General features: G+C 59.4%; 20 protein-coding genes. 11 read left to right on the top strand and 9 right to left on the bottom strand.

Going from position 1 to position 25,343, the window contains the following annotated elements:
* Positions 1-76: 76 nt before the first annotated feature.
* The 6 genes from SH664x_RS13715 to SH664x_RS13690 form a co-directional block, all read right to left on the bottom strand.
* Positions 77-2,119, bottom strand: coding sequence for a DUF1549 domain-containing protein (locus SH664x_RS13715; protein WP_437201805.1), 2,043 nt, complete (start codon positions 2,117-2,119; stop codon positions 77-79).
* A complete protein-coding gene (locus SH664x_RS13710) occupies positions 2,116-2,661 on the bottom strand; it encodes a sigma-70 family RNA polymerase sigma factor (RefSeq protein ID WP_437201803.1) in 546 nt (181 codons plus the stop codon). The genes SH664x_RS13715 and SH664x_RS13710 overlap by 4 nt, the downstream gene beginning before the upstream one ends.
* Before the next feature lie 37 nt (positions 2,662-2,698).
* Complete coding sequence (locus SH664x_RS13705) at positions 2,699-3,970, bottom strand: DUF1501 domain-containing protein (protein WP_437201802.1); 1,272 nt, start codon at positions 3,968-3,970, stop codon at positions 2,699-2,701.
* A gap of 214 nt (positions 3,971-4,184) precedes the next feature.
* Positions 4,185-5,831 (bottom strand): DUF1549 domain-containing protein, encoded by a 1,647-nt coding sequence (locus SH664x_RS13700; protein ID WP_437201800.1) that lies wholly within the window; start codon positions 5,829-5,831, stop codon positions 4,185-4,187.
* Positions 5,832-6,216: 385 nt separating this feature from the next.
* A complete protein-coding gene (locus SH664x_RS13695; RefSeq protein WP_437201798.1) occupies positions 6,217-6,576 on the bottom strand; it encodes a DNA polymerase ligase N-terminal domain-containing protein in 360 nt (119 codons plus the stop codon).
* Between the two features lie 71 nt (positions 6,577-6,647).
* A complete protein-coding gene (locus SH664x_RS13690) occupies positions 6,648-8,060 on the bottom strand; it encodes a Gfo/Idh/MocA family oxidoreductase (RefSeq protein ID WP_437201796.1) in 1,413 nt (470 codons plus the stop codon).
* Between the two features lie 393 nt (positions 8,061-8,453).
* On the opposite strand from SH664x_RS13690, the gene alaS reads away from it, so the two are divergent.
* From alaS to SH664x_RS13665, 5 genes are all read left to right on the top strand, one after another.
* Positions 8,454-11,105, top strand: coding sequence for an alanine--tRNA ligase (gene alaS / locus SH664x_RS13685; protein ID WP_437201794.1), 2,652 nt, complete (start codon positions 8,454-8,456; stop codon positions 11,103-11,105).
* A 472-nt stretch (positions 11,106-11,577) separates the two neighbouring features.
* Entirely contained in the window at positions 11,578-12,537 is a 960-nt protein-coding gene (locus tag SH664x_RS13680) for a PhoH family protein (protein WP_437201792.1), read from the top strand.
* 133 nt (positions 12,538-12,670) lie between these two features.
* Positions 12,671-15,028 (top strand): HD family phosphohydrolase, encoded by a 2,358-nt coding sequence (locus SH664x_RS13675; RefSeq protein ID WP_437201790.1) that lies wholly within the window; start codon positions 12,671-12,673, stop codon positions 15,026-15,028.
* Positions 15,029-15,106: 78 nt separating this feature from the next.
* Positions 15,107-15,562 (top strand): rRNA maturation RNase YbeY, encoded by a 456-nt coding sequence (ybeY, locus tag SH664x_RS13670; protein WP_437201788.1) that lies wholly within the window; start codon positions 15,107-15,109, stop codon positions 15,560-15,562.
* Between the two features lie 209 nt (positions 15,563-15,771).
* Positions 15,772-17,112: a hemolysin family protein gene (locus tag SH664x_RS13665; RefSeq protein WP_437201786.1), complete on the top strand. Its 1,341-nt coding sequence runs from the start codon at positions 15,772-15,774 to the stop codon at positions 17,110-17,112.
* A 146-nt stretch (positions 17,113-17,258) separates the two neighbouring features.
* On the opposite strand, the gene SH664x_RS13660 is transcribed toward SH664x_RS13665, so the two are convergent.
* A complete protein-coding gene (locus tag SH664x_RS13660) occupies positions 17,259-17,798 on the bottom strand; it encodes a hypothetical protein (protein ID WP_437201784.1) in 540 nt (179 codons plus the stop codon).
* A 293-nt stretch (positions 17,799-18,091) separates the two neighbouring features.
* On the opposite strand from SH664x_RS13660, the gene SH664x_RS13655 reads away from it, so the two are divergent.
* The 5 genes from SH664x_RS13655 to SH664x_RS13635 all read left to right on the top strand — a co-directional run bounded on the left by SH664x_RS13655 (position 18,092) and on the right by SH664x_RS13635 (position 23,472).
* Complete coding sequence (locus SH664x_RS13655; protein ID WP_437201782.1) at positions 18,092-18,322, top strand: RNA polymerase subunit sigma; 231 nt, start codon at positions 18,092-18,094, stop codon at positions 18,320-18,322.
* A 110-nt stretch (positions 18,323-18,432) separates the two neighbouring features.
* The gene (locus SH664x_RS13650; RefSeq protein WP_437201780.1) at positions 18,433-20,043 is read left to right on the top strand and encodes a DUF6798 domain-containing protein; all 1,611 of its coding nucleotides are present in this window, start codon (positions 18,433-18,435) and stop codon (positions 20,041-20,043) included.
* Between the two features lie 65 nt (positions 20,044-20,108).
* The gene (locus SH664x_RS13645) at positions 20,109-21,395 is read left to right on the top strand and encodes a dicarboxylate/amino acid:cation symporter (RefSeq protein ID WP_437201778.1); all 1,287 of its coding nucleotides are present in this window, start codon (positions 20,109-20,111) and stop codon (positions 21,393-21,395) included.
* Positions 21,396-21,687: 292 nt separating this feature from the next.
* Complete coding sequence (locus tag SH664x_RS13640) at positions 21,688-22,170, top strand: hypothetical protein (protein ID WP_437201776.1); 483 nt, start codon at positions 21,688-21,690, stop codon at positions 22,168-22,170.
* 198 nt (positions 22,171-22,368) lie between these two features.
* Complete coding sequence (locus SH664x_RS13635; RefSeq protein WP_437201774.1) at positions 22,369-23,472, top strand: threonine aldolase family protein; 1,104 nt, start codon at positions 22,369-22,371, stop codon at positions 23,470-23,472.
* A gap of 11 nt (positions 23,473-23,483) precedes the next feature.
* Here the strand turns inward: SH664x_RS13635 and SH664x_RS13630 are convergent, their stop codons facing one another.
* Both SH664x_RS13630 and SH664x_RS13625 read right to left on the bottom strand, forming a co-directional pair.
* A complete protein-coding gene (locus tag SH664x_RS13630; RefSeq protein WP_437201772.1) occupies positions 23,484-23,939 on the bottom strand; it encodes a DUF423 domain-containing protein in 456 nt (151 codons plus the stop codon).
* Positions 23,940-23,990: 51 nt separating this feature from the next.
* Positions 23,991-24,572, bottom strand: a complete 582-nt coding sequence (locus SH664x_RS13625) for a DJ-1/PfpI family protein (protein WP_437201770.1) — start codon at positions 24,570-24,572, stop codon at positions 23,991-23,993.
* 301 nt (positions 24,573-24,873) lie between these two features.
* Here SH664x_RS13625 and SH664x_RS13620 point away from each other — a divergent pair, with 301 nt between their 5' ends.
* On the top strand, positions 24,874-25,299 hold the full coding sequence (locus SH664x_RS13620; RefSeq protein ID WP_437201769.1) for a YkgJ family cysteine cluster protein: 426 nt from the start codon (positions 24,874-24,876) through the stop codon (positions 25,297-25,299).
* Positions 25,300-25,343 lie beyond the last annotated feature (44 nt).

The raw sequence follows: 25,343 nt of genomic DNA, 5'->3' as shown, positions 1-25,343 counted from the left end.
GTAGTTCGAAATGGGAATGAGGGAGAGCTGCGCAGAATTTTTCGTGGCCGTGCGTGAAGAAAATCTGGCGGCGCACTCAGCGATTCACGGAGAACTCGCTGGAATTCAGATAGGCCCAGTACACGTCGCGCAGCGCCTCCTGCACCGCCACCGGGGCCGGCACATTTTTCTCCGTGCGCTGTTTGACGTGCAGGCGGACCAGCTTCCGGATGCGATTGACTTCATCCGGCGTTGCGGGACGGGACAAAGCCGCCAGCGACAACTCGTTGATTTTCTGGGTCTCGGTCGCCCCCTGCTTGTTGAGGACCGAGTTCAGGTACTGACCCGATTCGGGACTGACCGCCCGCTGGATCAGATCACCGTTCATCATCATCAGCACCTGGGGGAGACTCCCGTCGAGCGTCGTCGACTCGCTGTTTTCTTCCGTTTCAAGTGCCGCAAAAAACTGCTTGGCCCAGTCTTCCCGTCTCAGCCCTGGGCCCTGCCGGGAATTCAACCGCTGGGGAGAAGTCCCGGAAGCGATAACCAGCGAATCGAAGAGCTGTTCGGCGGTCATCGGCTTCACGTACATGCGGCTGAAGTAGGGGCGTTCCCCCTGCTCCGGAGCATCGACCGGATTCTCGTCAGTGACCCGGCTGCTCAGCAGATACGGTTCAGACAGACAGATGGAATACATCAGCTTCTGAACGGAATAGCCGTTACTCACGAATTCCTTCGCCAGAGCGTCCAGCAGCTCGGGATGCGACGGTGGATTGTGAGGGCCCATATCATCAACGGGGTGTGTGAAACCGTATCCGAAAATCTGAGCCCAGGTGCGGTTGATAAAGGCCTTGGCAAGCTGGTGGCTTCCATCCTCTCCCAGCAGTTCCGCGAGCTGATCACGCAAGGGCTGCTCGGGCGCTTTGGTAATTTCTTTTCCCGCGAACTCCGGGTAGGCCACCTGCATCACCCCTTGCAGGGTCTCATAGAAGGTGGGACCGAATTTTTCCTGATTGACGAGCTCTCGAGTCGAGCTCATCCGACCCGGCTGAGAGCCGGGCTGACTCGTTTCCCGAATTCGGGTCTGCTGGAAGAAGGCGTTGAACTTCCAGAACTGCTCCTGTCCCCATTCCTTCACAACAGGATGCTGATGACATTGGGCGCACTGCAGCTGCTGACAGAGAAAGATCCGCGCGGTCACCGACGTCGCCGGGACGGCCTGATTATTGAGATGGGCCAGAAGAAAGTTTGTCGGCCCTTCCTCGGCGGGCCCCTGTGCGGTCAACAACTGCGAGAGCGTGTCATCCCACGGCTGATTCCTGCGGAAGGCATCGGTCAACCAGCTCAGCAACGCGTCGCGGTTGATCTTCCTGTTCTCCGCGCGGCCGACGAGCAGGTTGGTCCAGATCGTCGCTTCATGCCGGGCAAAGTCGGGAGACTTGAGCAGTGTCGTCACCAGCCGTTCGTGCCGGGTTTCGCTGGTGTCCTCAAGGAACTTCCGGGTTTCCGCAACCGTGGGGATGCGTCCGGCCAGATCCAGATAAACCCGTCGGACCCACTCCGAATCCGAAGCACGGGGAGCCGGTTGAATCTCGGCGTCCGTCCAGCCTTTGCGGATCTGGGCATTGATTAAGGCGATCAGATCGCCGGTCGGCTCAAAGGTGAGCTGCGCCGCTGCCGGAGAAGGATTCGTTTTGTCTGCAGCGGCGATCTGCTGTTCGGGTGGTTGCTGCACCGGCGGCAATGAAATCTGCGGGATCTCTGGCTCGTGACCGGAGAAGGGTTGTTCGACGGAACCGTGCGGCTGTGCCTGCTCCGCGAGATGCGGCTGCGGCTTGCGCAGGAACGTTGTCCCCAGAATCAGCAGCAGCGCCAGACCACCCAGAGCCACCGGCCAGTTGACGGCTCGTCGGCGCAGCGGTGTGACGCTCTTCCGCACCGGCATTTCATGGAGCGAACCGACCCCTCCTGCATCCCAGTAGAGCAGCCCGTTCAGTTCCATCGCCTGTACGTAGAGTCGACGGCATTCCCGATCAGCGAGAACCAGTTCCTGCAGCCGTTCCCCCTGCGTCGGGGAGAGCCGGTCTTCACACAGCAACTCAATGAGGTTGAGGAGTTCCTGTCGCACTTGCGAGGTCATGTGGGGACTCCCGCGGTCATCTTGCGATGGATGCAGTCAAGCAGACTGCGGCGGATCCGTCCCAGAGACTGGTAAACAGAGTTGGCAGGGCGTCCCAGCGATTCTGCCAGCACTTTTCCTGAAATTCCGGGCTGGTAACGGTGTTCGATCAGCTCTCGATCCGCCTCCGCCAGCCGCAGCAGACAGTCACGCAGCGCCTCGCGCCGGCGTTCGAGTTCGGGGGACTGTTCGATCACTTCCTCGGCGACGGCGGTCAGGAAGTCGTCGGAGAATGTCAGCTTTTCCCGACGCTTGCGCTGCCGATGTTTCAGGATTTCGTACGTGGCAATCTGACGGGTCCAGGCGGCGAAATTGGTGTCCAGCTGGAATTGTTCAATCTTGGCCCAGATGACCAGATTGGTTTCCTGCAGGATCTCCTCCGCAGCCAGAACATTCCCGACCTGTGCCAGAATGAACAGATACAGCGGGCGCTGGGCGCGCGTGAACAGCTGCACGAATTCATCGCGCGGGGGATGCCGGGGTGTGGAGGCTGACTGGGACACGTTGCCGCTACTTACTGGAAAGCACCAGGGACTTAACTTAACTGATCAGGCCGGAGATGGGCTGACCTCCGTTGGCAATCTTCAGGGGGCGGCCCTGCTTGGAGTAGTGGACCCGGTCGAGCGGAATCCGCAACGAGTGTGCGATGGTCGCCCACAGATCTCCCGGGAGATAGCTTTCGGTGGTGATCCGCATCCCGTCTTCGTCGGTCGCTCCGATCGCCCGTCCTCCCTGAATGCCTCCTCCTCCCATGACGACCGACCAGCTCGTGGCCCAGTGATCGCGGCCGGTGTTCTGGTTGATGCGTGGTGTGCGACCAAATTCGCCCATGCAGACGACGCAGACGTTATTCAACATCCCCCGCTGGTCCAGATCGCGGATCAGTCCTGACAGCCCGGTATCCAGCTGCGGGAGATTCCGATTCTTGAGCGTGTCGAACACGTTCTGATGCAGATCCCAGCCGCCGAGCTGGACTTCGACAAACGGCACGCCGGTTTGCACAAGACGTCGAGCCATCATCAGCGTGTTGCCGAATTCGTGGTTCCCGTACAGGGCTTTGGTTTCGGCGGTTTCGTCGGCGAGGCTGAAGGCTTTCATCTGATCGGAGGTCATCAGGTTGACCGCCTTCTCATAGACTTCTTTATGTGCCTGCGCCACATCACCGCGGTCCGAGCGAATGAAATTGGTTTCAATGGCGTTGAGCATCTGCAGCCGCTGGCCGAGACGCTGTGAGTCCATGCCGGCCATGTTGGCATTGCGGATCTGTCCGCGTCGATCCACAACGAACGGGGCATGTGCCATTCCCAGAAAACCGGGACTCGAGCTGCCGCCGCCGATCGACACGAACGCCGGAATCTGCAGATCCTTCCGCTGACCCCCGAGTTCGTAACTGACCACCGATCCGAATGTCGGATGGACCACCGTCGGGTTGGGGACGTAAGACGTGTGGATGTAATAGGTCCCGCGACTGTGATCGGCTTCGCGGGTGCTCATGGAGCGAACCACGGAGAGCTTATCCATCACCTTGGCGATTTCCGGCAGCTTCTCGGAGATCTGCAGGTCTCCATTGGTGCTGATCGGTTTGAATTCGCCCCCGTTCTTGGAGTTCGGCTTGAGGTCCCACATATCGATGGTGGGAGCGCCCCCTCCCAGCCACACGAGAATGCAGGCCCGCTGGTTGCCCCGGATATCCGCCGCATGCAGCTGGAGCTGGGACAGGAATTGACCGGCACCAAGCGTGGCTGCCCCGCCGAGCGCCATATGGCTCAGGAAGTGGCGACGGGACATGCCGGAGGGCGGAGTCAGAGTCATGGTTGAGCTCCAGGTGGGTCGAGGATCAATGTTTCAAAATCAGGACGTCGAGAGAGAGAAACCGGCTGCGGCAGTCTGTTGCTGATGGATTTCCGGTTCGTCTTTCCAGGGGTCCCCGCAGCCCAGCGCTGCGTGGGATGAATTGCCGGTGTTCGCAAGGCGAAACTGGTTCGGTTCAAGGTCAAAAAACTGAGGTTTCAAAAATACTGAGGTTTCAGTGGTTCACAATAAATTCGTTTGAGTTCAGCAGGGCCCAGTACAAATCCTGGTAGGCAGCCAGTGGGTCCTTGTGCCCTTTCATCATTCGGACGAGCTGGTTCATTTCAGACCGGTTGGGGTTTCTTCCCAGCGTCGCCATAAACAGGGCCTGAATCCGCGCATTGTCACTGCGATATTTCGGATTGCTCAGCACCGTCGGAAGGTAGTCCCCTTTTTCCGTGCTGATGGCTTTGAGCACCAGCGGTCCGTTCATCATCATCAGGGCCTGCGGAATGGACCCGCTGAAGAGTGTCGGTTCATCGTCTTCATTCCCGCCGAAGATCTCGAGAAACTCTTTCAGCCAGCGATCCCGCTGCGCTTGCGCGGCAGCATTATCAACCTGATTGCCGCCAGGGGGCGTCATCGCAATCTGCAGGGAATCGTACAGCTGTTCAGCCTGCATCGTCTTCACATAGACATGGCTGAACAGGGGGACTTCACCCGCTGCGGGGTTATCGATCTCATTCCCTTTGTTGAACTGGCTGGTGAGGTGATAGGCCTCGGTATTGCAGATCCAGCGGATCAGTTGCTTGATATCGTAGTCGCTTTTGACAAATTCCTCGGTCAGGTGGTCAAGGACAGCCGGATGGCTGGGGGGATTGTGCGGCCCCATATCGTCGACCGGACGGGTGAAACCGTAGCCGAGGAAATAGCCCCATGTCCGGTTCACGAAGGCCCGGGCGAGCGCGTGGTCCGGATCGGTTTCACACATGAGTCGAGCGAGTTCCAGCCGACGGTCGGGAGCCTTGGGGCTGACCTCCTGCCCTTCGTAAACAGGGTACGCGACCTGCACGAGGCCATTGCGCATTTCGTAGTAGACCGGGCCGTCAAAGTTGCGGAAGACCAGCTCGGAATAGTCGTCGACGTTCTGGCCGGTCTTGGGGTCGTACCGCTGATGGTCGACACGGCGAACCTGCCGCAGAAAACTGTTGAACTCCCAGAACTGGTTCTGCTTCCAGTCGTTGAAGGGATGATTGTGGCACTGGGTGCACTGCACCTGTTGCCCCAGAAACAGCCGCGTCAACCGGGCGGTGGCTTCGACATGGTAGTCTTCGCTGTTCGCATTTCCCGTGAGCTGCGCCAGGATGAAATTTGTGGCGCCGTTCTCCTCGAAGTGACCTTCCGCAGTCAGCATGTCGAAGACAATGTCGTTCCAGGGCCGATTGACGGCAAAGCTCTCGCGAAGAAATTTCCGCATGCCGCTGCGGCTGGTGCGACGCGGAGTGTTTCGCCCGATCAGCAGGTTCGTCCAGACTTCCGTGGTGTTGCGGACATAGTCGGGATCCGCCAGCAATTTCTCGACGACTTTGCTCCGTTTCGCCGGGTCCTTGTCGGCGAAAAAGGGCTCATACTGGTCCGCCGGAGGGATGTGACCGACGATGTCGAGGTAGACGCGGCGGAGCCATTCCCCATCGTCCGCCCGGGGGCTGGGAGTCACTTCGTTATCGGTCCAGCCCTGACGAATTTCCGCGTTGACGAATTGAACGACAGGATCTTCCGGACGGGCTGCGGGTGGAGCAGCAGCCCCGCACTGCGCGCTGAGGAGGATGACAGCCAGGCAGCCGAAGATGGATGTCCGCTCAGGGAGTTTCGCTCCAGACATTGAAAATTCCCTTGATGGATCAAATCCCGACGGAGGAGCGTGATGCGCTTCACGCTGTCTCAGAATACCGCTCGATCGTCGTGGTTGTTCGCTTGATTTTAGGCGGATCGGTGCGGGAACCGAAGTTTCCGCGCGGTTCCCCTGCCCCTCCGTTCGGAAGGATGGGTTTCGTTCTGCTGTAATGTTCTATGTATTATCAGGTTATGGGTGCTTTGTTGGTCGGGAGTGGAGCCTGCCCGTTGCGGGAAAATGTCTGCGAGCCCCCTCAGGGTCGGTCATGGCGAGGCGTTAGAAGTTCCCACGGCGGCGGCAGGTGCCCTGCGGGGTTCGGTGCGACAGCGGGGCCGTGGCGAGTAACGGCCCGATCCATCTTCAATCACAGAGTTTACGGCGATCTCTTAAGAAAGTGAGCTTCCCCCGCGGAGGGGGAGGTCAGTCGGATGGTCAGGTCTCCCGCGAGAAAATCACCCGCTAGGACGAGATGCAACGTCCCTTCGGGGGCGAAAGAGTATTCAAATGTTCCCTGGTCCCAGCGGGTCACGGTCCCCCGATTCCCGGAAACCGGCCCTACGTATGTGAGGTACTCCGGCCGGTGGTCCGGTAGCGGTTCGATCGGGATCGGCTCGGCGGTCCATGAAGAGGGCTCCTGACGCAAGCGCCAGGTCAGGAGCCCCTTCTCTGATTCCAGCATCAGGTCCCAATGGAGGAACGGCCAGTCATGTGTGAGAATCACAAAGCGTGGCATGGCGGTCCGCGTCTCTCCCGTTCAGAAGCGAGAAGTGGTGCACCGGCCGCAATGCCCGCTGTGATGATCGGTCAGACCTTGACGTCAATCTCATAACCTTTGCGCTGCTCGCGAGCCTGCATCGATTTGCCGAGCGCATTATTGGTGATCTGCTCGCGCTTGGCATCCCAGTCGAGGGGGGCATTCAGCCGCAGCGCGATGTTGGCGAGATGGCAGGTGCACATCGTCTTATGGTGGGTCCACACATCAGAAATGGGCCGGGCCCGGGTCTTGATGCACTCGACGAAGTTTTCCTGATGGGTGGCCGGAATGGTTCCGCCGTAGATCTTTTCCAGGGCTCCTTCCGGCAGCGGATTCTTCTCCAGATCGTCGACGGGAGCCCCTTTCAGGCGACGGCGATTCACATGGAACCGGCCTTCAGTCCCTTCAAACAGAATGCCGTTTCCGTCAGCCGATTCACTGACAATTCGCATTTCGACATCACCGGGGAACATCACCTTGACGTCAAATTTCGAGGCACAGTTGTAGCGGTCGTCCTGTTGCGGAATCCCATCTTTGAACGGAACGGGATGTTCGGAGATGATCGGCGTCACCGAGATCGGGCCCTGCCCGGGACCATTCTGCTCGATGGCCCACTGGGCGATGTCGACGTGATGGGCGCCCCAGTCGGTCATCTTTCCGCCCGAATATTCGTACCACCAGCGGAATTCGTAGTGACAGCGAGTGGGGGGCCACTTGTTCTTGGAATCGGCCGGAAGTGATCCGAGGCGGAAGTCGACGAGCGGGGCCTGTCCAAGCCAACGATCCCAGTTGAGTTCTGCGGGGACCGGTGCTGTCGGGATGACGCCCCAGTCTTCGTAACTTCCGATGTCGCAAGTCATTTTAGTGACTTTGCCAATGCGGCCTGCGCGAATGAGGGCCAGCGCGGTCAGGAAGCCCCGGTTCATCTCCGTCCGCTGCTGAGTCCCCACCTGAAAGACCCGCTTGGTCTCTTCCAGAACCTTGATAATCTGCTTCCCTTCGTGAATGGTCAGGGTCAGCGGCTTTTCGCAATAGACATCTTTACCCGCCTGCATGGCTTCGATCGCCAGCTTCGAGTGCCAGTGGTCAGGAGTGACGATCAAAATGACGTCCAGGTCTTTGCGGTCGAGGACTTTCCGGTAATCGTCGGTGGTCTCGACACCCGGTTCCCGCTTCGCTTCCCGCTGGTCATTGAGAACCCGCTTCTGGGCTCGCTCGAGGTGTTTGGCATCGACATCGCACAGGGAGACGACGTCACCGAACAGCCGCATGCGGGAGTAAGGATCCTGATGCCAGCGGTCCCCTGTCCCGATGCAGCCGATCGTCAGTCGTTCGTTCGGACTGCGGGCTGCCTGTTCCGCCAGCGACATGCTCGTACTGAACCAGTACGGCATGGTGGCACCGGCTGCCGCCAATGTGGACGTCTTGAGAAAGTCGCGACGATTGAACGATTGCGAAGCCACGGGTGAGACTCCTCTGGAAGGGACGTATCCGGGGTGGTGATGTTCACAGGCGAGGCGGTTGACGCAAGGTCAGTGTCTGACAATTCCCGTAACAGTTCAATCGTGCTTGATGTAAAATCCGACTGTTGTCACAGCCATTGGGCCGACTCCGAGATCTGGACGGATTTTCCGGCGAAACAGCCGCGAATCGCCGATGTCCATTGCTGAAAGCAACTCCGAGTCGATAGAAACTCGGAGACACGGCACCAGTGTGAGAGCAATTTTGACTTTTGATTGCCCCGTCCTCGCCCTGCGGAAGACTGCCATTCCCCGGACGAAACGCTCGCTGCGCGGGCACTGTAAAGAGCAATATCCTCTAGGTCTTTTTCCTGATTTTCTGTTCCCCGCCGATCCATGAAAACCGACGAACTGCGCGAAAAGTTTCTGAGCTTCTTTGAATCCAAGGGGTGTGTGCGTCGTCCGAGCGATGTGCTGGTGCCTCATGGAGACAAGTCGGTGCTGTTCACCCCCGCCGGGATGAACCAGTTCAAAAACCAGTTTCTGGGCATTGGTCCGCTGGAGTTTACTCGGGCGACCACGTCCCAGAAGTGCATCCGGACGGGGGACATCAGCAATGTCGGTGTCACCGCCTATCATCACACGTTTTTCGAGATGCTGGGGAACTTTTCCTTCGGAGATTATTTCAAGAAGGAAGCGATCCACTGGGCCTGGGAGTTCCTGACAACCAAAAAGTGGCTCGGCCTGAATCCGGACCGGCTGTCGGTGACGGTCTATCTCGACGACGATGAGGCCTCCCGCATCTGGAACGAAGAGGTCGGCCTTCCGCTGAGTCGGATCGTCCGCAACAACGAACACGAGAACTTCTGGCCGGCAGGGGCTCCGACACACGGTCCGGACGGCGTCTGCGGACCCTGCAGCGAAATCTACTATCACCCGGAAAAGGGGAACGAGGTCGAGATCTGGAACCTCGTCTTCACCCAGTTCAACCGTGTCGGGAATCCTCCCGACAATCTCAAGCCGCTGCCCAAAAACAACATCGACACGGGAATGGGGCTGGAACGCTGCGCTGCGGTGCTGCAGCAGGTGGAGAGCAATTATGAAATCGACACTCTGAAAAAGCTCTGTCTCGCGGCAGGGGATTCGGTCGGCGTGAAGTACGCCTATCAGGGAGAGCATGGCCGGCCGCTGCGTCGCATTGCAGACCATATTCGCGCGGTCACGATGTGCGTGCACGAGGGGGTGGTCCCGAGCAATGAAAAGCAGGGATATATTGTCCGGCTGCTTTTGCGGCGGGCCTTGCTCGAAGGTTACCTGCTCGGGAAGCAGACGCCCTTTCTGCACACGCTCGTCCCGATGGTCGTCGAGATCATGAAACACCCCTACCCGGATCTGACGCAGTCGATCGTCTCCGCTGCAAACACGATCAAGGAAGAAGAGCAGCAGTTCCTGGGCATCATCGAGCGGGGACTCAATCGCTTCGACAAAATTGTCGAACGCTGCCGGCAGTCGAATTCTCCGACCGTGAGTGGTGAAGAAGCGTTTGAACTGCACACGCAGGAAGGCTTCCTGATTGAGATGACCGAGGCGATGGCTGCCCGGCACAATCTGGCGGTCGATCAGCAGCGCTTCACCGAGTTGCTCGATCAGCATCGGCTGACCAGCGGTCGCGGTTCGTTCAGCGACTCGGTGATGGCGGAAGGGCCGCTGGATGCCTTGCGGAAGACTTCCGGGGGAACGGAGTTCCGGGGGTACGAGACCACCGTCGGACACGGAAAAATCGTGGGAATTATCGCTGAAAAGCAGCTGGTCGATCAGGTGGAGGAAGTGGGCCACGCGGACCCGGTGGCGGTCGTTCTGAACTGCACTCCGTTCTATGCAGAGACCGGGGGGCAGGTCGGCGATACGGGGACGCTCACGGTCGTGACGTCATCTGCCGGCGGAGAACCGGGCCTGTTCCAGGTGATCGACACGCAGCGGGATGGAGACCTGATCCTTCATATCGGGCACCTGAAGCAGGGGACGCTGAAGGTCGACGATGAGGTCCAGTTGCATGTGGATGAGTCGCGGCGGGCGGGGATTCGTCGGGCCCATTCGGCGACACACATTCTGCATCACGCACTGCGTCAGGTGCTCGGTCCCCACGCACAGCAGCGGGGATCGCTGGTGGATAACGACATTCTGCGGTTTGACTTTTCGCATCAGGGGCCGATGACGCCCGAAGAGATCGTGCGGGTCGAAGACGAGATCAATGCACGCATCGCGGAAGGTGCCGTCGTGACGACCACCGTCACCGATCAGCAGACTGCCCGCGAAAAGGGAGCGATGATGCTGTTCGGTGAGAAGTATCCGGACCGTGTCCGCATGGTGACGATGGGCGAATTCAGCGTCGAACTCTGCGGAGGGACCCACCTTTCCAATACGGGACAGGTGGGGCTGGCCCGGGTCGTTTCCGAAGAAGGGGTGGCCAAAGGGGTTCGCCGGATCGTGGCCTATACCGGAAAGAAGGCGCTGGAGAGTGTCCGGGAAGCGGAACAGCTACTGAAAGAAGCCGCCATCGCCCTTAAACTGCCGCAACCGAAAGAACTTCCCCGCCGGGTGGCCCAGCTGCAGGAAGAATTGAAGCTGGCCCGACAGGAGCTGGCGAAGTACGCGCGGGCCAATGCGGCCGAGCAGGCCGGCCAGTTTCTCAGCGAGGCCGAGACCGTCGGCGAAGCAAAAATTGTCTGTCGAAAGCTGGAGGGTGTGGATCGGGATGGCCTGCGGCTGTTTGCGGACGACCTTCGGAAGAAAGGGGGCTCCATCGCCCTGCTTTTGGCAACGGAAATCGACGGCAAGGTTTCGTTACTGGCCGCCGTCAGCCCCGATCTGGTGAAGCGAGGCGTCAAGGCCGGAGACAGCGTTCGCGATGCCGCTAAAATTGTCGGTGGAGGGGGTGGAGGTCGCCCGGATCTCGCGGAAGCGGGTGGCAAAGACCCCGCCAAGATCGACGACGCATTGGCGGCAGCGGCGGATTACTTCCGTAAGGCATTGCAGGGAGGAAAGTAGCGGAAACTGGACCCGCCGCGGGGCTGGGGGGGATCGCCAGCGATTCCGGCCCCTCGCGGGGGGACCGGCGGTCCGGCCCGAAAACTTGAGGCAAATCCCCGAGATTTCGCAATCCGACCGGAAAAATTCGTCTTTTCTCTCCGTCGATCCAGCATTTTTATGGCGTTTTCTGCACTGTAAGAGCCGATCCCGTCTGTGGATGCGTCAATTCGGCGTCTTATGCTTTCCAACGGTCTCAGCGACATCTAAAATTCTCTTCGTCGCCGACTGATTCAACTCCCCGTCAACGGGGTGCAATTTGCACAGTTGTCCGTCTCCTGATTCGTGCGACCAGAGAGGGTTCTCTTCCCGCTGTGGATGAGAACCGGAGATGTGACTACCACGTTCTGTTGTGACCTGTTCCCAGGACACCTGGAATGTTGACCGGTTTGAGAAGTCAATCACCGGGCTGTGCAGCTCGTTTCGGCGAATCATGTCAAACGCTGCCGTAACCATCCCTCTGACGCATCCGGAAGAAGCACGTCTGCTTTTCGGTCCGGGTGATTCCCATCTTCGCCGGATCCGGGAAGTGATCGGTTCGTCGATCGTGCTGCGAGGGGACTCGCTGGTGGTCGACGGGACGGAAGAACAGATCCAGATGACGACGGAAGTGATCTCGCGACTGCGGGCGGTGATTCGTCGCGACGGTGTGCTGCATGACGATGCTGTCACGCGCATTCTGACCCGCGAGCCGTCGGCGCAGTCCCCGGCTGGCGGGGCGATCGACCTGTTTGAAAAAGCGAAGCGAATTCAGCCCCGCACGCCCGGACAGGCCCGGTATGTCGATGCGATCCGTCAGCACGATCTCGTGTTCTGCATGGGACCGGCCGGTTGCGGCAAGACGTACCTCGCCGTAGCCATGGCGGTGAACGCACTGCGGTCCGAGCAGGTGCGGAAGATCGTGCTGGTCCGCCCCGCGGTCGAAGCGGGTGAGAAACTCGGGTTTCTGCCGGGCGACCTGCTGGCCAAAGTGAATCCGTTTCTCCGGCCGCTGCTCGATGCCATGAACGACATGCTCAACTTCGAGCAGGTTCGGCTGTATATGGAAAATGACGTGGTGGAAATTGTGCCGCTGGCATTCATGCGCGGCCGCACGCTGAATAACACGTTCATCATTCTGGATGAAGCGCAGAATACGACGGTCACACAGATGAAGATGTTCCTGACCCGCATGGGAGAAGGATCGAAAATCGTCGTGACCGGCGATGCAACGCAAAGCGACCTGCCCGATTCGGTTCCGTCCGGATTCAACGACGCCATGGCGCGTCTGCGGGGAATCGAGGGAGTCACGAAAGTCGAATTGTCGGGAGAGGACATTGTCCGGCACCGTCTGGTGCGGGAGATTGTGAAAGCCTATGACACTGGTCCCAGGCCGGGACAAAGTCATCACTGAGGAGTCTGTGTTGATTGATACCCCTGTCGGGTATCAGATGTGGCATCTGGCAGCCGTGAGGAAGTTCCACGGCGTAGAATTCTCGTCATGACTGGGGGAGGACTCCTCCACCGGTCATCAGGTTTTAAGTGACATGTTCGGTATCGGGCAGAAGCGATCTCGAATTCCCCGCTCCGTCGCCTTGCGGCGGCCGGCGACCGTGTGGTCCCGACTGCAGAAAGTGGTGAGTAACCGCAGCCTGCAGGTTCGACTGGCGATCACCTTTGTCGCGCTCGTGCTGCTGGTCCTGTCGGTGCAAAGCTGGCGGGCTCCGTTTCCGTTCCGCCGGGGGGACAGCGTTCCTCACGGGATCGCCGCGAAAATTCCGTTTGAGCGGGTCAACGCCGAAGAAACGGAGAAGGCCCGCGACCGCGCCGAAGATGCGGTCCCCCTCGTCTTCCGGCATAACCCGACGGCACTTCAGTCTCTGCCCGAAGAACTCCGGGCGGCACTCGGTGATATCTCTCAGGGAGAGACCCTCGGCAAGCTGGGGCCGGAAACCATTGAAGACTTCGGCCTGACGGCGACCTCTCCTGCGAAAGGCCGGGCCCGCGAGGCCTACGACCGATACGGTCCCAAATCGCCCGAAGACCGCTTTGAGAAGCTGCGAAACGCCGTGATCGGCCCCGATATGAGCATGGCTCAAACCCGGATCGATCAGATGGTGGAAGAGTTCACCAACTTCATTCGTCCGATCAATGAAATCGGGATCATCGATGGGGAAGATGTGCGCGTGCAGCGCATTACCCCGGACAAGCAGATTCTGGTTGTCGACGAGCAGAAGCCCGATTCCACCGGAACCCGAGTGCTTCTGCCTCAGGTGCGGCTGCAGGATCAGCTGAACGATGCCGGACAGCTGGGACGTTCCTGGGCCAACTTTCCCAGTCTGGTGAAAGAAATTCAGCCTGCGCTGAGTCACTGGCTGTTCAAGCGGGCTCAGCCGACGCTCCGTTACGATCAGGCCGCCACCAAAGAGGCGATTGCCAAAGCCCGAGATGGCGTGGAGAACCGGATGGAGCGGTTTCTGCAGGGGGACTTTCTGGTCCGTCCCCGCGAAATGCTCGACGCCGACAAGCTGTTGCTGCTGGAAGACGAATACGCCGCCGCGGAGAAACTGATCACCCCCCGGGCACGGCTTACGCGGATGCTGATCGTGTTTGTCCTGATCGTGGTGCTGGCCGGTCTGAACGGCTTCTACATTGTGATGAACGAGCCGAAGCTGGCGACCGATATCAGCCGGCTGGTGACCTATCTCATCGCGCTGGTGGTGACGGCCTTCATCGGACGGCTGGTGTCATTCGACCCGCTGCGGGCAGAGATTATTCCGCTGCTCACCGTCGTGCTGCTGATCGGCGTGGCCTACAACCAGTTCCTGGCGACCTTGACCGCGTTCTCACTGGCACTGGTGTTGACGATGTCGACCACCGGTCGGCTGGACCAGTTCCTGGTGCTGCTCAGTACATCGGCCGCAGCCATTCTCCCCCTGAAGCGGCTCTCCTCCCGGGCGACGCTGATCAAGGTCAGCTTCATTTCGGCCATTACCTACTTCGTCGTCAGTTATGGCGTGGCTGTGGTGCAGAATCAGGCGCTGATGGAAGTGTTTCAGAACCGCGACTTCCTGATTTCCACCGGAATTGGTTCCCTGCTCTGCCTGTTCTCCGGGTATCTGGTGACCGGAACGCTTCCCTTCGTCGAGAAGGTCTTCGGCGTGGTGACGGACATGTCTCTCCTGGAACTGAGCGATCCGTCACATCCGCTGCTGCAGGATCTCGTCCGCCTGGCGCCCGGGACTTACAACCACTCCATTGCTGTGGCCAGCATTGCCGAAAATGCTGCCGAACGAATTGGGGGAAACGGTCTGCTGGTCCGCGTCGGTGCCTATTTTCATGACATCGGGAAGATGCTCAAACCGCATTATTTCATCGAGAATATGCAGGATGGGGCGACCAGTCGTCATGCCCAGCTGAATCCCGCGATGAGCACGCTGATCATCATCGGGCACGTCAAAGACGGTGTTGATCTCGCGGAGCAGTACAGCCTCCCGCAGCCGATTATCGATCTGATCGAACAGCACCACGGGACGACCCTGGTGGAATACTTCTTCCGCGAGGCGACGCGCATTGCGGAATGCACCCCCGATCATCGAACGGACGCGGAGGAATCATCGTTCCGATATCCCGGGCCTAAGCCGCAATCGAAGGAAGCGGGGGTGCTGATGATCTCCGATGCCTGCGAAAGCGCCTGCCGGACTTTGACGGAACCGACTCCCAAGCGGATCGAGTCCCTCGTGGGCAATATTGTCATGCGGCGGCTGCTGGACGGTCAGTTCGATGAGTGTTCATTGCGGATGTCGGATATCCGGCAGATTCAGGAGTCGATTACCAAGTCGCTGATTGCGGTCTATCACGGCCGGATCCGCTATCCGGAAATGCAGGAAGCCCGCACGGCTTAGAGCATTTTGATTTTGGATCGACCTGTCCCCGCCACGCGGGCACCGGAAAGAGCAACCTGCTCGGGAACCACCTGTCGAATGACTTCCCGCTACGAAATTCAGATCGTCAATTCGCAGACGTTGCTGCCGATCGACGAAGCCGAGATCCGGCAGGTGGTGGCCGCCACACTGCAGGCCGAGCAGATCACCTCTGCGGAACTGGTGATCGCGCTTGTCGATGATCCGGCGATCCACGTCGTGAACCGCGAACACCTGCAGCACGACTATCCGACCGATGTCATCAGTTTTCTCTATGACCAGCCGCTGGGGCCCGGCAGTCTGGATGGGGAACTGGTGGTCAGTGTCGAAACCGCCGCGCGGGAAGCCACGACCTATGGCTGGCAGACGTCAGACGAACTGACCCTGTACCTCGTGCACGGTCTGCTGCATCTCTGCGGCTACGACGATCTGACGGAACCTGAACAGCAGGTCATGCGCGAGCGTGAACGATCGGTCTTGAAAATCTGGAATCTGTCGCCACACTACAAGGATTAGAGCAGGTTGCTCTTGCCTGTACCCGCAGTATGCGTTTCGTATCATGAACCGCTGACATCTGCGTGGTGAGGACGGGGCGATCAAAAGTCAAAATGCTCTCGCGATTCCTGTCGCTGAGGACTGCCCCTGGTCAAGCGTCTCAAGGTAGTCGATTTCAGCCGGCACTCACCGTCAGCAGAACTGGTGGCGAACCTTCGTCAGACGTACCCGTGGCCACGACGATCATTTCATTCTGCTGCTTTCTGGCTGCCATCTTCTTTTCGACCGTCCTCGACAGTTTGCGAAACTTCTGGCGTTCGCGCCTGGCTTATGTCTGTCGCAGCCGTAAAAACGAGACGAGATTTGGCGAGATTCTGCGCGACGATGAACAGGCGCTGCAGGCCTGTGCGACGGCCCGGCTGGTGACCCTGGTCTGTGCGGTGGCACTGGCGACTGCCGGGAAGTTCACCTCGGGAGAGCTGACGACGCAGGGGCTGCTGATTTTTCTGTTGGGAGCGTTGTCCCTCTGCTGGCTGCTGCTGATTGTGTTTCCGTGGACGATTTCCCGCGTGGCAGCGGAATACGTGCTGTATTACTGCTGGCCGCTGATTCATCTGGTGACGTGGCTGCTCTCTCCCCTGCTCCGGCTGACGCGACGGATCGATACCCTGATGCACCGGATTGCCGGACGAAGTGACCCCGAGCCGGATAACCTCGAAAACTTTGCCGAGGAAATCCAGAGCGTGGTAGATGAGGGGGAGCGGGAAGGGATTCTTGAAACCCGCGCCGGGAAGATGATTCAGCGGGTGATGGAGCTGGAACAGGACGACGTGCGGACGGTCATGACGCCCCGCACCGATATCATCTCGATTCAGGCGGACTGTTCTCTGGCTCAGGCCCGCGAGCAGCTCCTGGAAGCGGGGCATTCGCGGATTCCCGTCGTCGAAGGTTCACCCGATAACATCATCGGCATCCTGTATGCCCGGGACCTGCTGGAACAGATTCATTCTCCCGAGCAGAAGCAGCTGCGGGAGATTGTGCGGTCTCCATTTTACGTCCCGGAGACGACAACAATTGATTCTCTGCTTGATCGGATGAAGCGGGAGGGATTGCATCTGGCAATCGTGCTGGACGAGTTCGGAGGCGTGACCGGGCTGGTGACTCTGGAAGATATTCTGGAAGAGATTGTCGGCGACATCGCCGATGAGTTCGACGAGCGCGAGGAGGACCGCTATCAGCTTCTTGATCCGCACACGCTGCGGGTGGATGCGCGCCTGCATCTGGACGAGCTGAACGATCTGTTTGACCTCTCGCTCCCCGAGGACCGCGACTTCGACACCATTGGCGGATTGGTCTTCTCCGAACTGGGACGTGTTCCCAAGCAGGGGGAAGAGATCGAGTGGCAGGGAGTCAAAATCAAGGTGGTGGAAGCCACCGACCGCAAGCTGATCTGGCTGGAGATGTATCAGAGCGTCCCCTGGCCGCAGCCGGATCTGCAGAAACGCCCTCTGTCATCACAGCCGAAGAGTCCCGCAGATTTCCCCGCCGCACCTCCGCCGTTGGCAGATTGACAGAGGGCGAGTGAAATTGGGGGTTTGACCTCAGAGGCACTGAGGAGAGGGAGAAAAGCAGAGCACGCTGTTTCCGTTCCATTGCTCTTTTGCATTTCACCGGACGATGCGCGGGCTGCCCGGGGACCATGAAAGAGCACCCTGCACTAAAATTCAGGGAGCAGTCCCCGCTCTTTCAGCTCCTGCAAGTTGCCGGGAGCACTCTCCAGGATCCGCTCTGTCGTGTACCGCAGGACTGCCAGAGGACCCAGTCCCGCCGGGGCCGTCAGAATGGCGACCCGGTCTTCCTCTTCGTTGTCGAGTTTCGTTTTCAGCCGGGCGACGATCTCGTCGACGCTGTCGCTGACCAACTCGGACTGCCGCGATTGATTCTCGATGCGGAGATGCTTGAAGGCGGCAGAGCGGGCCATCAGCAGGCTGAACATTCCCGAAAAACGTTCATCTTCAAAGAAATTGCGCAGCTCCGGTTCTCCTTGATGGGGAGTGACGATGAGCGGGCGGGTGATTTTAACCGAGCCCTGGCTAACCGTGACCGGCTCACGCGGCCGCTCGGCTTCCACGATCAGGTAATACGGCAGGTCCGATTCGCCGAACGTAAACAGCGTGTACGGGATCGTGCGGACGATGGCGACTGAATTCCAGAGGGAGCGAAAATGCTGCTCCTGTTCAAAATTGAAGAAGTTCATGTTCCCAGTTGAGCGGATCATCTGGTCGGCGACAAGCGAAGCGATCGTGTGCCGATCAGGTCTCCGGCTCCTCTCATGAGTGGGAAATGCATGAGTATCGACGAATGATGGGGCCTCGGGCAGGATCGAACAGCATTCGCCAGGGCTGTGCGATCGGGACACCAGTCCCTCCTCGCTTCCGCTTGCAGTTTTGAAATCACTTCAGGACACTCCCCGCTTGGGGTCCATTAAAAACGTGGTTGCAGCCATCTCAAGTCGCATGAAGCGGTGGCTGGACCTTCAGGAGTCAAGTGATGAGCGGTCCGATCATTCGTACGGGAGCAACGCCCGCATTCTGGAACAACTGGGATGCTGTCTTTGGAAAGAAGTCCAAAGCCGGCACCAAAGCCTCTGCCAGCGGCAACGGGGAAGCCCCCGCCAGCAAGAAAAAGGCTGCAGCCAAAAAAACAGCTTCAGCTTCTGCCGGGAAAAAAGTGGCACCGAAGAAGAGCGCAGCCAAGAAAGTTGCCAAAAAGAAGAATTGACGCCGCGGCGACGGTCGCTGCAGGTTGCCTCGGAACAACCTCGCGACCGGGACCCCCCACGGTTTTGCCAGGAGAATCATCCGTTGCCAGCAGCCAGCTCCGGGACACCGGTGTCCTCGCGTTCCCTGTGTCGGGGACGCACTGATCTGCTGTCCGGAGTCGGCATCTGGTTCGGGTTGATCGCCTGGTCGTTGTGGCGGGTGCCGATTCCCGGCATCAATGAGCCGCATTATCTGAGCAAGGCGCGGCATTTCTGGGATCCGACGTGGTGTTCGGGAGATTTCTTCCTCGATTCCTCCAATCCGCACTTCGTTTTCTATCTGACGTTCGGGCTGCTGACACAATTTCTCTCGCTGCCGCAGGCAGCCTGTGTCGGACGAATTCTTGGGCTCCTGATGGTGGCGCTGGGCTGGGATCGTCTGGCGCGTGCCGTGACCGGACAGCGTCTGGCAGGCCTTGTTTCCCTGCCGTTGTTTCTGCTGCTGCAGACGTGGGGAAACTGGTCGGGCGAATGGCTGGTCGGCGGCATCGAGGCCAAAGTTCCAGCGTATGGATGCCTGTTCTGGGGGATCGGCAGCTGGCTGCAAGGTTCGCGACGAAGCGCTGCGGTCGCACTGGGGCTGGCCGTCAGTTTTCACCCGATTGTCGGCGTCTGGGGAACTGTCGGAACGGTTGCAGCGGAACTCGGGTGCTGGTTCCGCAGAGGAAAAATCCAAGGGGCAGAAGATGCTCCGATCGACTTTCGGCAACAGGTGTTTGTCCCTGCCCTGCTCTATGTTGTTTCCGCCGCTCCGGGTTTGATTCCCGCGCTGGCCGCCCTGGGAGCGTCGTCGCCACAGGTCAACGACGCCGCGACTCAATTAATCGTCGGCAGTCGGTTGAAGCATCATCTGGATCCGATGGAATTCCATCGGGGGGACTGGTGGTACTTTGGCGTGCAGTGCCTCGCTTGGAGCTGGCTGCAGTGGATGTGGTTCCGGCGGAATCAACAGGTTGCGGGCGATTCTGCTTCGACAGATTTTCATCAGCGGTGGTGGACCGCCTTTGTGCTGACCACGTTGCTGGTCGCCTGCGTGGGGCTTGTGATTGGGATCGGTCCGCGCCCGTTGTCGCACATGCCGGGGTTCCTCTGGCGGGCCGCACTCCTGAAGTTCTATCCGTTTCGACTGGCGGATCTGGCTGTGCCGCTGGCGCTCAGTCTGATTGCGGCGCAGTGGATGCTGCGTTGGGCGGCGCTGTCTCCGGCACGAAAGCCGGTCCTGTTCCTGTCGTTGGCAGCGATCTTTCTGGCATCGCTCTTCTACTCAAGAATTGACCGCAACCCGCATCGGTCGCATCCGGGGCGGGAGGTTTCATTCCGCGAATCGTGCCTGTGGCTGAAAAAGAATTCTGCGGCAACCGATCTGGTCTATGCCACGGATCGTCGACTCGCGGTGAAGTGGTACGCCGAGCGGCCGGAATATGTGAGCTACAAAGACTGCCCGCAGGATGCGGATTCGATCATCGAGTGGAACCGTCGGCTCTGGGTGATTGCAGACTGGACGACCGCCGCGAGCGCCGATGGGTCCATTACCACCTCCGAACTGGAGGACCTGCGACGGCAGACGGGGATTCGTTACTGGATTCCCGGAGACTTGGCGAGCTACCTCCCGGACGAAGTTTTCCGAAACGATTCCGGAGTGGTGGAACTCCCCGATCGACTGGTTCCCGCTGGACACTGACTCCGCTAAACTCCGAAACCCCCTTGGGCACGCGGCCCGGGCAGTGAAAGTTAAAGGCGACCTGCATGAGTGATTCAGTGACCAACTCTCGTGGCCCGTTGGCTCTCTGGACTTCGATGCCGTTATATGTGCGGATTCTCCTCGGTCTGCTGCTGGGCGTTTTGACCGGCATGTGGATGGGGGACAAGGCGATCATCTTCGATATTCCCAGCAAGTTGATTCTGCAGCTGCTGGGGGCTTTGGCTCCGCCGTTAATCCTCGTGGCGGTGACGCATGTGCTGATGACGACCGAAATCCGTGGGCCCAAAATTGCCCGCCTGATCTGGTTGCTGCTCCTCAATACAACGGTGGCGATCTTCATCGGTCTCATGGTCGCCAATACGTTGCAGCCTGGGCGGTATGGCAATCTGCAGCCGGAGAAAAGTGCCGCGAGCGAGATGGAGGAAAAGAAGTTTGCCCTCGAACTGCTGATTGACAATATCCCCAAGAGTCTTCTTGGTCCGCTGGGGGACAAGTCCAATGTGATCGGAATTATTATTCTGGCGGTCACGTTCGGGCTGGCTTTGCGACGTGTCAGCGAGCCGCAGCGCAAATTGTTTCAGGATCTGGTGGAAGTGGTCTATCAGGTCATGCTGACGGTTCTGCACTGGATTATTCAGCTGGTTCCCTTCGGCGTCTTTGCGATTGTGGCCAAGGTGATCGGCACACAAGGGTTTTCGCAGCTGAAGTCACTCGGCGTGTTTGTCCTCGCGGTGATTCTCGCATTGCTGCTGCAGACCTGCTGGTACCTGATCCGCATTCGGCTCTGCTCATGGGTCCGGCCATTGGATGTCTTGCGGGGAATGCGCGATGCGTTGACGATGGCGTTCAGCACAGCGAGTTCAACGGCCACGATGCCGGTGACGTATGCCGCGCTCAAGGAAAAGGTGGGCCTGCGGGAAGAGTCGGCGAGTCTCGGCTCGCTGGTGGGGGCAAACTTCAACAACGACGGGACCGCGCTGTACGAGGCGATGGCAGCGTTGTTTGTGGCTCAGCTCGTGGGGCAGCATCTGAGTCTCGAACAGCAATTGCTGGTGGTGATTACCTCGATTGTGGCCTCGGTCGGGGCGGCCGGGATTCCCGAAGCGGGACTGGTCACGATGACGCTGGTCTTCAAATCGGTCGGTCTGCCGATCGAATACATTGCCCTGCTGATTGCCGTCGACTGGTTCCTCGATCGTTGCCGCACAACCATCAACGTGTTGGGAGATGTGAATACGAGCTGCCTGCTGGATGGCCATGTGCGTGCAACTCCGGCCCTCGCGGGTGCGGCCTCTCCTCCTTCGGAGCCGTCTGATCCTCCACCGGCTTGAGCCGGTTCGACAGGAGGGCCTCGAGTCCATGAGGCCGTGACTGATCACGGGGGGAACATCGCGCAAGCCCCGGATGTTCCCTGATGCGTTGCCACTACCCCCTGCGCAGATCGCTTTCTGACAGGTCTGCAGCACACAGGGATCAGCGACTTTGAGTGCATGATTGGCAACTCTTTTGCTAACTGCTCTGCACGGATGAGCTGAGATGCAGCTTACCTTCTGAAATCAAGCTGCGATCGACAGCGACGACGATCGGGATGTGCGCCCTTCCCGGTTCTCGGAGGACCGTGCCATGCTGGCTTCCCGTAAAGAGTTTCTGCGATTCTCGGTTCGTCACGAAGACTTTCACGTTTCGATTCAACGCCCCATGCTGGCGGTCGCTACGATCGCACTGGCTGTGACGGAAACGATGCTGCTGACGATGGGACATTATCACCCGGTGCTGCTGCTACTGGTCCTCCCTCCCAGCGTGCTGGGGCTTTGTTATGCCTTGTTGAAACTGCTTGGCCTTCAATATCGCTTTGAAGTTGGCCCGGACGGCATTGACCGTTACTCGTGGCTGCTGTTGAAGCGACACACCAGCTGGGATGAAATCAAAGAGGTCCATCCGATTCGGGTTGCGGGACTCGATTATCTGGTGGTGCGGGGACGGAGAGAAAAGGAACGGTTCTGGATTCCGCTTTTCGTGACCCGCTATGACCTGCTGCGTGATTTGCTTTTGCTTTACGCCGGACGGATGCACCGACTCGATGACAAGCTGCGGGAAGCTGCTTAATTCATTGGCAGTGGTGCCCGATTTCTACTGGTCATTCCGGAATCTGGGATCGATTCGGTTCGATCGATGCGCACCGCCACGGCCGTTCGAGTCTGGCGGAAGCAGGCCTGTTCAGCGAAGATGAGCGGCGATGGATCCAGTCCGTCCTCTCGGTCCAGTCACAGTTGTTTCTTCGTTGATCCAGGAAATGCAGCGACGATGTCTACGGTCATTGAGCTCCGCAGCGATACGTTTACAAAGCCCACCCCCGGAATGCGCGAAGCGATTGCCCGGGCTGAGGTGGGCGACGACATGGTGGCGGAGGATCCGACCGTCAATCGGCTGGAAGCTCGCATGTCGGAATTGTTCGGCAAAGAGGCTGCGGTCTTTGCCTGCTCGGGAACGCAATCCAATCAGATGGGGGTCTGGACTCATTGCACCGCCGGAGACGAACTGCTGATCGAAGAGACAGGGCATATTGCCAACTACGAGGCGGGGGGCCCGGCGGTCCTCAGTGCGGTCTCCGTTCGCCGCATTCCGGGTGACCACGGGCGGCTCGACCTGTGCCATCTGGAAGGACAGCTGCGAGGGAATAACGTGCATTTCTCGCCGACGCGGCTGCTCTGCGTAGAGAACTCCACCAACCTCGGTGGAGGCCGAACCTATCCGCTTGCGCAGCTGGAGCGCATCTGCAACTGGGCCCACGCGCACGGTTTGAAGACCCATCTGGACGGGGCGCGGATCTTCAATGCCTGCCTCGCAAATGGCTATACGCCCGCAGAAGTCGGTGCCCACTTCGATACGGTGTCGATCTGTTTCTCGAAGGGGCTCGGCTGTCCGATGGGCTCGGTGCTGGTCGGTTCCCGTACCGAGATGGAGCGGGCTCGTCGGGCGCGGAAGATCTTCGGGGGGGCGCTCCGTCAGGCGGGAATTCCAGCGGCCGCCTGCCTGTACGCACTCGATCATCATGTGGAGCGGCTGAAAGAAGACCATCTCCACGCGCGGTTGCTGGCCGAGGGGCTCGCGAAGATTCCCGGGATTCGGGTGGATGCTGACTGCGTGGAAACGAATCTCGTCTTCTTCGACATCGACCCGGCTGTCGGCACCGCTGCCCAGTTGTCGGCCGCCTTGCGCGAGCGGGGAGTGCGGATCAACCCGGCTGGTGGTGTCAGTCGCCTGCGGGCCTGCACGCATCTCGATGTGAATGCGGACCAGATTCGCCGCGCTCTTCAGGAGGTGGCTGCGAGCGTGGAACGTCTGCGTGCGGGGGACTTCGCGCCCGTGTCAGCGGCAGCGGCAGCGGGGAGTTACAGCGACCGCTGATCGCGAGCGGATCACCCCTGCGGGGAGACCTCGGTTCGACAGCAGGTGGCGCAGGCCAGCGCGATCCAGCCGACGATCAGCAACGTTCCGCCAATCGGAGTGATCATCCCGAGTTTCGTGACTCCGGTCAGCACCAGCAGGTAAAGACTTCCCGAGAACAGCAGAATGCCGGTCAGGAAGCACCAGCCGGCAACGTTTCGGGCGCGACGTGACGTCCCGGGGGGAAGCAGACCAAGTGCCACGAGCGCGAGAGCGTGGGACATCTGGTATTCCGTCCCGGTCTGGAAGTCTCCCAGATACTTCTGCGCTGCCGGAATGGTGGTTCCCATGAACTCTTTCGTCTGCCCCTGATACTTTTCCATCAGCGGCTTCTGAAGACCATGTGCGGCAAGTGCTCCCAGCACGACGGCAAGGCAGCCGCAGATGGCTCCGCAGCGAATCCAGCATCTGGCATCAGCAGTCAGCATGGTACGACCCTCGGTGCAAACAGTCAAAAGAGGAATGGAGAGTCTCACCCACTACAGGGTGATTGTTGCTCCCAGCAGCTTGGCGAATTCTGCGATCCAGCGGGGGTGAGCCGGCCAGGCGGGTCCGCTGACAAGATTGCCGTCGACGACCGCTTCCGTGACATCGCACGTGACGTAGGTCCCACCCGCCAGTTGTACTTCCGGTCCGCACGCGGGATAGGCTGTGCAGCGGCGCCCCGTCAGGGTCCCTGCGGCGGCGAGAATCTGCAGTCCGTGGCAGACTGCGGCGATTGGCTTCTGTTCGCGGTCGAAGTGTCGAACAATTTCGAGAACCGGTTCATGAAGCCGCAGATATTCAGGTGCCCGGCCTCCGGGAATGACGAGACCGGCGTAATCGGCGGGCTGGACCTCCGTGAATGTTGCATTCAGCGTGAAGAGATGCCCCGGTTTCTCGGAGTAGGTCTGGTCCCCTTCGAAGTCGTGAATCGCCGTGCGGACTGTGTCCCCCCGTTTTTTCCCGGGGCAGACGGCATCGACCGAGTAGCCGAGCATCAGCAGCATCTGGAACGGGACCATGATTTCATAGTCTTCCACAAAGTCTCCGGCCAGCAGCAGAATTTTCTTTTCAGACATGTGTCGTTCCTGAGAGGCGTCGGTCATGCCTGCCTGGCATGTTGTCCCGCATGGTACCCCACCTGCGTCCGGCGACCAATGTGGCGGCCCCGCGCACTCATTTCTGGAAATCGGATTCCCATTTGAGAAGGGGAAGTTGACGGGCTCAGTTCGCGCGGTTGCAGTGTGCGGCGTCGCCACTCCGGCATCCGGGAGAAAAGTGGTGACTGTTGGAGTCCGCGGCCAGCCTCTAAACTGATCTCCTGCCGTTCGGGAACCCGGTGGCTGTGTTTTGTGAGTTTTGCTGGCGAATGTGATGACGATGTCGAATGCGTCTGAAGAACCCTGGTATCGGGATGGACTCCGCTTTGAATGCACGCAGTGCGGCAACTGCTGCACCGGGAGTCCCGGGTACGTCTGGGTGAATGAGGAAGAAATCCGGGCCATTGCGGAGCATCTGGACCAGCCGCACGGAGCGATCCGTCTTTTGTATACCCGGCCCGCCCGTGGCAAGGTCTCGCTGACGGAATTCGCGAACGGGGATTGTGTTTTCTTTGACGCGGAATCCCGTGGGTGCAAGATTTATCCGGTACGGCCGATGCAATGTCGGACGTGGCCCTTCTGGCAGAGCAATCTGTATTCGGAGGAGGCGTGGGAGAGAACCGAACGGAACTGTCCGGGCTCCGGATGCGGACCGTTGGTCAGTCTGCAGGAGATTCAGAGCCGCGTGGAGCAGTCGGGGATCTGAACAACGCCGTCAGTCGTGAAGGCTCAAACACTTTGACGATTGTG

This window comes from Planctomicrobium aquicomposti, assembly GCF_051466325.1.
Classification (GTDB): domain Bacteria; phylum Planctomycetota; class Planctomycetia; order Planctomycetales; family Planctomycetaceae; genus Planctomicrobium.
This window is presented reverse-complemented; position numbering and strand designations above follow the sequence as displayed.